A 10,621-nucleotide genomic window follows, 5' to 3' on the forward strand; every position below is an offset into this window, starting at 1 on the left:
CAACGCTCGGAGGGCCATCCAACCAGCCCGAAGATCATTTCGTTAGGGGTTGTAAGCGCTCGCGGAGGTACCGCCCAGCCCCGGTCGGTGACCTTGCGACGTGCTGCGGCCCCGGAGCCAGGAGCCTGTCTGCGATGACTCGGGGCCGCAGGCCGGCCGGGGCGCCCCAGAGGAGGGGCGGGGGCGCCGCTGCGGGTTGTCGGGCGGCGGGAGAGGGGGCGGGGAAGCGCGCCCATACGCGGTGAGTGCCCATCGGTTCGGTGAGCCGGCGCAGTGCGGCCGGTCCGTCGCCGGCGATGACGACGCCTGCCTCCCCGCGTCATCCCCGACACCGGAGCAGGAGGCGTGGCGTCATACGGACCAGGGCCGTGGCCAAGCCGCCGATCACGGCGCCGGCAGCCACGTCGGAAGGGTAGTGGGCGCCGCTGTGGACCCGTTCGACGGCCACCAGGACCGTGGGGACCGCGCACGCGGCCCCGACCGATGGCCACGAGGCCGCGACGGCGGTGGTGAAGGCCATGGCAGCGGCGGTGTGCCCGGAGGGGAAGGACGAGCTGTCCGGACGGTCCTCGACATCGCCGTGCGGAATCCACTCCGCAGGCGGCCGTCGCCGCTCGACCAGCTGCTTGGCGACCCCGTTCGACAACAGCTCGGCCACCGCCATGGCCAGCACGCCGGAGGCTGCGGCCCTGCGGCCCCGCCGGCCTCCCTTCACGGCCATGACCAGGGCGGCAGCCCACCACAGCTTGGTGTGCTCGGCCGCTTCCTCTACGGCTGGCAGCAGGCCGCGTGCCGCCGGGGAGTCCCAGGAAGCCATGCGCCGGGTCAACTGGTGATCGCGCCTCTGCAGCCCCGCCGCCACCCTCATGTGCGTCGTCCGCTCCTCTCGGCGCCACGAGCGCCGCTCATTCCATCTGGCGACGGTCTTCCTCACTCCACGCCCGGGTGTCGCGGGGCTCCACGTACGGCTCCTCGTCCTCGCCCTGCCCGCCGGCGATCGCGCGCTGACGGACCAGCTCGGCGTCGAACTCCAGGCCCAGCAGGACGGCGAGGTTCGTGATCCACAACCACACCAGGAAGATGATCACGCCCGCGAGGGTGCCGTACGTTTTGTTGTACGAGCCGAAGTTCGCGACGTAGAGCGCGAACCCGGCCGAGGCGATCATCCAGATCACCAAGGCCAGGAAGCTGCCAGGGGTCACCCAGCGGAAGCCGCGGCCCTTCGCGTTCGGGGCCGCCCAGTACAGCAGCGCGGGCATGAACGTCACCAGGACCAGCAGGACCGGCCACTTCGCGATGGACCACACCGTCATCGCGGTATCGCCCACCCCCAGTGCCGAGCCCGCCTGCCGGGCCAGAGCGCCGGTGAACACCACGATCAGCGCACTGGCCACGGCGAGGATCATCAGCACCACGGTCAGACCGACACGCAGCGGCAGCACCTTCCACACCGGCCGGCCTTCGGGAAGGTCGTATACGGCGTTGGATGCCCGGATGAACGCGGCGACGTATCCGGAGGCCGACCAGATCGCGACGAGCACGCCCACGACCGCGAGCAGCGAGCCGATGCCGGCGTTGCCCTGCAGCTGCTGCACCGCATTGCTGATCACGTCCCGGGCCGCGCCGGGGGTGAGCTTCTGCAGGTTGTCCAGGACCTGTTTGGTCGCGGATTCGCCCGCGATGCCGAGCAGCGAGACCAGGACCAGCAGTGCGGGGAAGAGGGCCAGCACCCCGTAGTAGGTCAGCGCGGCCGCACGGTCCGCGAGCTCGTCGTCCTTGAACTCCTTCAGCGTCCCGCGCAGCACCGCCTTCCACGACCGCTTGGGCAGCTCGGAGATCCGGTCCGGCGCCCGCTCTTCGACCTGCCGGTCCGGACCCGCAGACTCTCCGGCGGGCCGGCGGTCGTCCTCGGGCTGCGGCGTCCTTGCATGTTCCATAGTCGGCGCTTTTCCACTCCCGCCGCTCCCATGCCGCTCAGGCCTGGGGAGAACAGGGCTCAGCAGGTGACGGCGGGCGGTGCCCCGGGCCCAGGCACAAGCCTTGATCGCGATGTCTTGGGTCAGCCTTCGGCACCCGTGGCGGAGTGGGGCGCGCCGACCGGCTTGGACTCGGGTGAGCCGCGCTGGCGCAGGTAGATGGACAGGACGACCATGGCCGCGACGGCGAGGAGTTCGGACTGCCAGTTCTGCAGGGTCCGGTTCCAGAAGTGCGCGGAGGCCGGATACGCCGCCCAGCTGACCGGCTCGGACAGGTCGCGCTGTTGTTCGGCGTTGCAGGCGGCGCCCGAGATCGACTGGGCCAGCCAGGACAGTACGAACAGCAGCGCCGTCACGACGCCCAGCGAGCGGGAGTACAAATTTTGGCGCCGGTCCCGGGCGCCGGCCCAGCGGGGCGAGTCCTCGCGGGCATGCTCGTCCACGCGCTGGTCGCGAGCGCTCTCGGGCTTGCAGTCGAACGGCATGTCCGGGCGCGGCGTGCAGCCGGCCGCAACAACCTTCCACCCCGCGTCGAACTGCGACAGGAACAAGGCGTCGCCCCTCAGGCGCACCATGGCCTGGCGCCCCTAGCCCTTCGCGACGGCATCCGCAGCATCGCCGGAGGCGACTGGCGGCTGCTCCTGCGCCAGGCCCTTCGCGCAGTCGCCGGCATCGGAGGCGACCTCCTGCCGGGTCTGCGGCGCCAGCAGGGCACAGGCCCGTCCGAAGCCGGCCTCGCTCAGGGCGGTCCGGAAGTTTCGGGCGGCCACGAGCGCGTCCGACTGCCGAGGGCCCGGCCGCGCGCAGGGTGGCCCCTACCGCGATGCGGAAAGCGTGTCGCAGGGCAGGCCGCTCTGCAGCATCGTAGATGTTCGGAGGCAAGTGTCGGCATGGCCGACGCTGTACGCCGTGCGAGGTGACCCACCAGGCTTACCCCCAGACGATTGTTGCTGCGGCGACGACCAGGCGCCGGCCGTCATCGCCGAGGCCGGCGGGCAACAGTCAGGTGACGGCGACGGCACTGAAGGCAAGTCCCCGGGCGATGTCGACGATCCGGTGCAGCCTGCGGCACACGGCGATGGCGAAGGGGGCGGGGGGCACCCTCGCCGTTATGGCCGCGCAGGCGGCGAGGTTGGCGGCGAGGGTGCCTCAGTCGGTCCCGTTCATGGCAGGGGCGCCGTGACGTACCAGTCGGCGGGGGTGGCCGGCATCGCCGACGCGCCTTCGCGGGTGGGGCGGACGGCGAGGATCTGGTCGACGCCCATGCGGCGTTCGGTGAAGGCGAGCGACGCGCCGGCGAGGTACAGACGCCAGACGCGGGCGGTGGTCGTTCCGACGAGGTCCTCGATGGCGGTCCAGCGCTGTTCGAGGGTGGAGCGCCAGGCGTCGATGGTGGTCGCGTAGTGCTCGCGGAGCGATTCGACGGAGCGGGCCTCCAGACCGGAGGTCTCCAGCACGTCCACGGTGCGGCCGACGGGGCGCATGTGCATGTCGGGGGCGATGTACGTCTCGATGAACGCCCCGCCGCCGGGTGCGTGGGAGCCGCGGGACATCTGCTGGATCAGGAGTCGGCCCTCGGGGCGCAGCGAGTCGTGCAGCTTGGAGGCGAAGGCGGGGTACTCGGCGTCACCGACGTGCTCGCCCATCTCGACGGCGGCCGCGGCGTCGTAACCGCCACCGTCGATGTCCCGCCAGTGCCGCAGCTGGACGTCCACGAGGTCGGTTACTCCCTCGCGTGCGGCGCGCGCGGTGACGAACTCGTGCTGGGCGCGGGAGAGGGTGACGGCGGTGACGCGGGCTTTGTGTTCCCGGGCCGCGTGGACGGTGAGGGAGCCCCAGCCGCAGCCCACGTCGAGCATCCGGTCCCCGGGGCCCAAGCCGAGTTTGCGGCAGATCAGGTCGAGTTTGTCGCGCTGGGCGTCGGCCAGGGTGTACGCGGTGTCGTCGGGCCGGGTCCAGTAGGCGCAGGAGTACGCCATCGACTCGTCGAGGAGGAGGACGTAGAAGTCGTTGGAGAGGTCGTAGTGGTGGCTGATCCCCGCGCGGTCCCGCGCGACGCTGTGCAGACCACCGGTCAGGCGGGCCCGTCCGTCGGGGCGCTTCGGGGGCGGACCGACGGCACCGAGGCGGACCGCGAGGGCGGTGGCCGCGGCCATGCTCGTTGGTCCGGGGCGTGCGGGGCGCCGGTCGCGGACGTTTCGGCCGGCTCGGGAGAGGGCTTCGGCGAGGTCGCCCTCGACGTCCAGGCCGCCGGTGACGTAGGCCTCGGCGAGGCCGAGCTCGCCCGGCTGCCACAGCAGGCGGCGCAGGACGTCGGGCGAACGGAGCACGACCAGGGGGGCGTCCGGCGGGCCTGCCTGGCTGTCGTCCCAGGCACGCAGGCGTACTGGGAGCGGTCCTGGGAGGAAGTGGCCAAGGAGTTGCGCGACTCGGTCGGCGGCGGGCCTCATCGAGGGGTCCCTTCGGTGAAAAGAAGCTGCCTGACGTCGAGGTAGCGCGCCCGGAACCCGGCTTCCGAGTAGGCGAGGTAGAGCTCCCACATGCGGCGGAAGGTCGCGTCGAAGTCGAGGCCGGTGACGGCAGCACGGTTGGCGGTGAACCGGTCCCGCCACAGGCGCAGGGTCTCGGCGTAGTGGTCTGCGTAGCCGTTGTCGGTGGCGGTGGTCAGTCCGGTGGCGGCGGAGTGCTCGGCGATGGCTTCTCGGGACGGGATGAGGCCGCCGGGGAAGACGTACTTGCTGATGAAGGTGTGGGTGGCGGCGGTGTGCAGCATCTGCTGGTGGCCCATGGTGATGGCCTGCAGGGCGATCCTGCCGCCGGGGGCGAGCGCGCGGCGCAGGGCGGTGAAGTAGGCGGGCCAGTACTCGGCGCCGACCGCTTCGATCATCTCGACGCTGATCACGGCGTCATAGCGGCCCTCGACGTCGCGGTAGTCGCGCAGCTGGACGTCGACCCGGTCGGCGAGTCCGGCTGCCGCGATCCGCTCGCGGGCCAGGACGGCCTGTTCGACGGAGAGGGTCAGGGTGGTGACCTGGGCGCCGGGGGCGGCGGCCCGCAGGGCGAGTTCGCCCCAGCCGGTGCCGATCTCCAGGAGCCGGGTGCTCTCACTGACGCCGGCGAGGTCCAGGAGCCGGTCGATCTTGCGGTGTTGGGCGGCGGCGAGGGACTCGAAGCGGGCGGGGAACGCGGTGAAGAGGGCGGAGGAGTAGGTGAGGGTGGGGTCGAGGAAGGTGGCGAACAGGTCGTTGGAGAGGTCGTAGTGGCGCTGGATGTTGTCGCGGGCACCGGTACGCGTGTTGCGGTCGACGGTGGGACGGGCGGACGCCCACAGGCCACGGAGTCGGCGCAGCGGAGCGGGGATCAGGTCGTCGACGTGCTGCGCGAGGACGGTCAGGGCGCCGGCCAGGTCGTCGCTGTCCCATTCACCGGCCATGTAGGACTCGCCGAAGCCGATCAGCCCGTGGCGGCCGATCCGGCGGTAGAAGGCGTCCGGGTCGTGGAGCGTCAGCCGCGGGCCGGCGGCTGACGAGCGGGCGTCGGTGGCGGGCCCGGTCAGGGCCGGCCGGTCCAGGGCCCGGCCGACGAAGTGCCTGGCGATGGCGGTGCGGGCGGGGGCCGCCGACGGCAGCCGAGCCACATCCGGCCAGCGGGCTGCGTCGACGTCCGCGCGGCGAACGGCGGGCTCGGGGGCCGAAGAACCCGTGCCCGGCGCTTGCGGGGGGATCCCGGCTCCTCGGCCGGTGGGTCGGGAGCGGCCCTGGGAGACGAGGGCGGGACGGGTCACGGCAGCATGCCTTTCCGTGGAGTAGAACGGGGACGGGGGTGCACGGGCAGGCCGCGCAGCAGCAGGTGGATGCCGTGGCCGGCGAGGAAGGCGTCGAGGCTGGCGCGGATGGACCCGGCGGTGCCGGCGAAGTGGTCGCGGGCGTCGAACCGGGCGAGCGGACGCAGCGGACGGGGCAGCACCGGCAACCGGTCCAGATCCACGCACCACAGGTAGGTGCGGTGCCGCAGAGCGTGGCGCAGGGGCGTGCGGCGGACATGCGTGATCACGCAGTCGTACAGCGCCGCGACGGGCTCCGCGCCCAGGGGGCCCGCGGATATGACGTCTCCTTCGGCGCGGGTCACCAGTCCACCCCCAGGGCCCGGGCGGCGACGACGCCGGAGCGGCAGCCGTCCTCGTGGAAGCCCCAGCCGTGGTAGGCGCCGGCGAACGCGGTCACACCGGTGTCGAGGCGGGGCAGTTCCTTCTGTGCCGCGACCGACGCGGGCGTGTAGACGGGGTGCTCGTAGACCATCCGCTCCACGACCCGGCCCGGGGCGATGCCGGTGTCACCGCCCAGCGTGACGACGTAGCCGGAGCCGGCGGGCAGCCGCTGGAGGCGCTCCATGTCGTAACTGACGTGTACGGGTGCGGTGGAGGGCCCGCAGCCGGTCATGCGGTAGTTCCAGCTGGCGCGTGCCTTGGGAGAGCGGGGCAGGAGGGAGGTGTCGGTGTGCAGCACGGTGGGGTTGCGGGAGTAGGTGAACGCTCCCAGGAGCCGCTTCTCGTCAGGGGTGGGGTCCGCGAGCATGCGCAGCGCCTGGTCGGGGTGCGTGGCGACGACCACGGCGTCGTACGTGTCCGTGCCGCCGCCGCCGGTGATGACGAGGGCGCCCCGGCCCGTGCGCCGGACGGCGTCGACCGGGCTGGAGGTGCGGATGCGGTGGACGCGTTTGGCGGCGGCGGTGACGTAGGCGGTCGAGCCACCGGTGACGGTCTTCCACTGCGGGGAACCGGTGATCGACAGCAGACCGTGATGGTGCAGGAAAGCGAACAGGTGGGAGGCCGGGTACGACAGCGCGGTGCGGGCCGGGCAGGACCACACCGCGGCGACGAGCGGCAGGGCGAAGTGACTGACGAAGTAGGGGGAGAACCCGCCCTCGCGCAGGAAGTCCCCGAAGGTGACACCCGCATGAGTCCCGCGCGTCAGCAGCCGCCGGGCACCCCGGTGGAAGACCGGTACCTCTGCCAGGAGCCGAAGGTACCGCGACCGCAGGGCCGCACGGGAGGCGAACAGACCTGCCGCGCCCCGGGCACCCGCGTACTCCAGTCCGCACCCGTCACACCGGACCGACATGCTCATCTCGGCGTCCCGCGTGCCGATCTCCAGCTCCCGGAACAACCTCAGCAGGGTGGGGTAGGTGCGCTCGTTGTGGACGATGAACCCCGAGTCCACAGCAAGTGCCTGACCGCCGGGGCCGGGCAGCTCACGGGTGTGGGCGTGGCCACCGAGCCGTCCGTCCGCCTCGTACAGGGTGACCTCGTACGAGGACGCCAGGACGTAGGCGGCCGTCAGGCCCGCCACGCCGGCGCCTACGACCGCCACCTTGCGCTGTTCGACCACCATCGCTCCCGCCACTCGACACGCCGCCCGGCTGCTGCGTTTCACCCGTACTTCGCAGCGGAGGGCCTGTCGGATGGGGGCATGTTTCCGGGGGCGTCCAATGCGGCGACGGATCAGCCGGCGGACGGGCGACATGTCGACGCTCCCTGGGCTCCGGGGCGGAGCGAGCCGTGTACACACGAGCCTTCGACGGTGCGGAGTGTGAGCGTTCGTCAGCCGTAGGTGAAGGCGAACGCCTGGAGCCCGGGTGTGAGGCGGAGTTCGAGACGGGCTTCGCGGGGGCTGTCGTGGTCGGTGAGCCGGTACAGGGTCGGCGTTCCGTGGACCTCGATCGTCCGGGTGGGTTCGCCGTCCACCAGGACCGTGACGGTGCCTTCGCCGGCGAGGACGAGGTTGGCGTTCTGCGCGCGGTAGGTGAGAGCGAGGCGGGCGTCCTTGCCTGCGGTGAAGTGTTCGTAGCCGGCGGTCCAGGTTCCGGCGAGGGAGATCTTGTTCAGAGGGGTGCCGCCGGGCGGGTAGGAGTAGGTGACCGGCTTGTCCTCGGTGGGTTCGGGGGTGCCGGTGTAGCCGCGGATCCGGTGGGTGCTCAGGTACGTCTCGGGGGTGCGGCCGGCGGTCAGCTGGTCGTCGGCCTGGTCGGTGGGCGGCGGGAGGACGACGGTCGGATCGGCCTGGCGCAGCAGGTCGCGGATGAGGTTCTCGGTCTGGGCGTAGCGGCCTTCGCCGAAGGTGAAGTATCGGACGGTGCCGTTGGCGTCGACGAGGTACTTGGCCGGCCAGAACCGGTTGCGGTAGTTGTCCCAGGTGTCCAGCTTGTTGTCGAGCGCGACGGGGTAGGTGATGCCGAGCTTCCGTGTCTGGTCCGCGACGTTCTTCGCGCTCTTCTCGAAGGCGAACTCGGGCGAGTGGACGCCGATGACGCTCAGGCCCTTGTCGCGGTAGGCCCGGTCCCAGTCCTTGATGTGCGGGATGCTGCGCTGGCAGTTGATGCAGGAATAGGTCCAGAAGTCGATCAAGACGACGCGGCCCCGGAGGGAGGCCAGGTCGACGGGGTTGCCGCCGGGGGTGTTGATCCAGGTGGAGATCCCGGCGAGCGGTGGGGCCTGGCCGCAGGAGCGGAGTTCGTCGACGCCGTCCTCGCAGCGGGAGAGCTCCTTGTTGGAGTCGTCGTACAGCCCCGAGAGCTTCTGCCGGGCCGTGTCGCTGTCCTCCACGGTGCGTTGGGCGGCGCGGGTGTAGTCGGGCAGCGCGCGCTGCAGGGCTGCGGTGACGTCGAATGCCAGCGCGAAGGCGAGCGCGATCATGAGGATTCCGGAGATCACGCGGAGCTTGCGGGCCCGGGTGCGGAAGGCGGCGACCCGTTCGGCGACGCGCCGCCCGGCGAGGGCGAAGACCAGGAGCGGGATCGCGGTGCCGAGAGCGAACGCCACCGTGAGGACGACGATGTCCGCGCTGATCTCGCCGCGGGCGCCCGCGACGGTGATCGCGGCGAGGACCGGTCCGGCGCACGGCACGTACAGGAGGCCGAGTCCGAGGCCGAGGACGAAGGCGCTGCCTTCCTTGTTGACCTGCCGCTGCGGGATGCGCGCGAACGGCTTCTCCAGGATCCGTTCCACGGGAGGGAAGATCAGGCCCAGCCCGATCAGGACGAGCAGGGCCAGTCCGACGTAGCGCAGGATGTCCTGGGGCAGGCCGAGCGCGGAGATGATCGTCACGCCGAGCAGGGTGAAGAAGGCGAAGCTCAGGACGAGCCCGGCGACGACGGCGTAGGGGCGGCGGTTGCGCGCCGGCCGGGCTGCGGTCGGTGGGTCGCCGGTGGGCGTGTCGCCGGCCGGGGCGCCGCTCGTGGCGACGAGCGCGGGTCGGCGCGTGGCGGGAGCGTCCGTGCCCGGTCCGCCGGCCAGGAAGACGACGGGCAGAACGGGCAGGATGCAGGGCGACACCGCGGTGATCAGTCCTCCGAGCAACCCGATCAAGGCCAACGTGATCATGATCATCGCCTCTCCCGTGGGTCTGGGCTCTCGGCAGATATTCGGACCATCCATGCCATTGGATGGCCCGTTGCCGCACACAGAAGCCGCCGCCGCGCAGTCGTCGAGGGTGTGGCCACCACGAAGTGCTCCCGTCAGGTACCCGAGGGAAGCGAGTCTGCTCACCGCTGGCCCACGACACCCCCTCCGCGGTTCGTCCCTGCCCCGCTGCTGCCTTTCAGCCGTGCCCCGCAGCAGCCGGACAGATGTGCTCGATCGACGAGGCCCGTGGTGATGGGCGGGGCAGGCCGCTGTGGGTTCAGACGGTCAGACGGGCCAGTTGTGCGACCAGGGCCGCGGCGGGCGGATAGGTGGCACCGACGGCGGTGACGTGTTTCCAGTGAAGGCGCCCGTGTCGGTCGATGATGAAGACGGCCCGCCGCAGGCCGATCACGGGTGCGCCTATACCGAAGGACTTCGCCACCGTCCGCCCCTCGTCATACAGCAGGGGCATGCGCAGGGCGCGGTTGCGGGCGGCCGGTCAGGTGGGCAGGGCCATAAGGAGCAGGGGGTCGGTGGTGGGCTGGGGGGATCCTCCGTCCGGTTCGAGGGTGAGGCCGACGGCGGTGGCGTCGGCGGGGGTCCCGGCGAGGATCACCGTGCCGTCGTGGTCGATGAGTCCGGCCGGGAGCATGGTGCCGTCCTGGTCGAGCCACAGCTGGTAGGTCTTCCCGGCGCCGGGAGCGGGCAGGTTGGCGGCGGTGAAGACGGCCTGGTTCTGCTGGTCGGACGCGACGACGGTGGTCACGGCGCCGTTGGCGGCCTTGCCGTGCGCGGTGCGGGCATCGGGGGCCGCCAGGACGGCACTGACCGCGTCGAGCTGCTGCTGGGCCTGTCGGGCCTGCTGCTCCAGCTCCTGTCCGTTCTGTGTCTGCCAGACCGCGACGCCTCCCAGCACGGCGGCGGCCACGCTGGCGGCGAGCGCCCAAGGCACCGCGCGACGACGCAGGAAGCCACCGAGGGCGGGTACCGCCCTGGGCGCGGGGACGCGCGGGGGCAGCTGGCGCACACCGTCGATGGCGGCCATGACCTGTGCCTTGGCCGCGGCCGGGGGAGTCTGGGAGACGGCCGTGGCCAGGCGCGCCGTGGTGGCCTCGAACTCGGCTGCTTCCTGCCGGCATGCCTCGCACGTCTGGAGGTGGGCGTCGAAGTCCTTGCGCTCTTCGTCGTCGAGTGCGCCCAGGGCGTAGGCGGCGGCGAGGGCGTGGAGGTCGAAGCGGTGCTGGTT

At 71.8% G+C, this 10,621-nt stretch carries 10 protein-coding genes and 1 pseudogene; all 11 read right to left on the reverse strand.

Translation table 11 applies throughout. From position 1 onward, the window contains the following. Positions 1 to 319: 319 nt before the first annotated feature. A complete protein-coding gene (locus IE321_RS38910; protein WP_190226391.1) occupies positions 320 to 817 on the reverse strand; it encodes a phosphatase PAP2 family protein in 498 nt (165 codons plus the stop codon). 88 nt (positions 818 to 905) lie between these two features. Then, complete coding sequence (locus tag IE321_RS38915) at positions 906 to 1,937, reverse strand: YihY/virulence factor BrkB family protein (RefSeq protein WP_190226392.1); 1,032 nt, start codon at positions 1,935 to 1,937, stop codon at positions 906 to 908. A 122-nt stretch (positions 1,938 to 2,059) separates the two neighbouring features. Continuing rightward, entirely contained in the window at positions 2,060 to 2,551 is a 492-nt protein-coding gene (locus IE321_RS38920) for a DUF6766 family protein (RefSeq protein WP_190226393.1), read from the reverse strand. A gap of 12 nt (positions 2,552 to 2,563) precedes the next feature. Further along, positions 2,564 to 2,746 (reverse strand): hypothetical protein, encoded by a 183-nt coding sequence (locus IE321_RS38925; protein WP_190226394.1) that lies wholly within the window; start codon positions 2,744 to 2,746, stop codon positions 2,564 to 2,566. 393 nt (positions 2,747 to 3,139) lie between these two features. Next, positions 3,140 to 4,426, reverse strand: a complete 1,287-nt coding sequence (locus tag IE321_RS38930; protein ID WP_190226395.1) for a class I SAM-dependent methyltransferase — start codon at positions 4,424 to 4,426, stop codon at positions 3,140 to 3,142. Beyond that, complete coding sequence (locus IE321_RS38935) at positions 4,423 to 5,700, reverse strand: SAM-dependent methyltransferase (RefSeq protein ID WP_229916779.1); 1,278 nt, start codon at positions 5,698 to 5,700, stop codon at positions 4,423 to 4,425. The genes IE321_RS38930 and IE321_RS38935 overlap by 4 nt, the downstream gene beginning before the upstream one ends. Positions 5,701 to 5,822: 122 nt before the next feature. Then, positions 5,823 to 6,104, reverse strand: a pseudogene (locus IE321_RS38940) (DUF1365 family protein); the annotation flags it as partial. Then, positions 6,101 to 7,366, reverse strand: coding sequence for an NAD(P)/FAD-dependent oxidoreductase (locus IE321_RS38945; RefSeq protein WP_190226397.1), 1,266 nt, complete (start codon positions 7,364 to 7,366; stop codon positions 6,101 to 6,103). The pseudogene IE321_RS38940 and the gene IE321_RS38945, both read right to left, overlap by 4 nt. Before the next feature lie 209 nt (positions 7,367 to 7,575). After that, positions 7,576 to 9,354 carry a cytochrome c biogenesis protein DipZ gene (locus IE321_RS38950; protein ID WP_190226398.1) on the reverse strand — a complete coding sequence of 593 codons (1,779 nt, stop codon included), beginning with the start codon at positions 9,352 to 9,354 and terminating at the stop codon, positions 7,576 to 7,578. Positions 9,355 to 9,652: 298 nt separating this feature from the next. Beyond that, complete coding sequence (locus IE321_RS38955; RefSeq protein ID WP_308439751.1) at positions 9,653 to 9,817, reverse strand: peroxiredoxin family protein; 165 nt, start codon at positions 9,815 to 9,817, stop codon at positions 9,653 to 9,655. A 57-nt stretch (positions 9,818 to 9,874) separates the two neighbouring features. Beyond that, positions 9,875 to 10,621 (reverse strand): anti-sigma factor (locus IE321_RS38960; protein WP_229916777.1); only part of this gene is annotated, 747 nt, incomplete at its 5' end.

This window comes from Streptomyces hydrogenans, from assembly GCF_014656075.1.
GTDB classification, from domain to species: domain Bacteria; phylum Actinomycetota; class Actinomycetes; order Streptomycetales; family Streptomycetaceae; genus Streptomyces; species Streptomyces hydrogenans.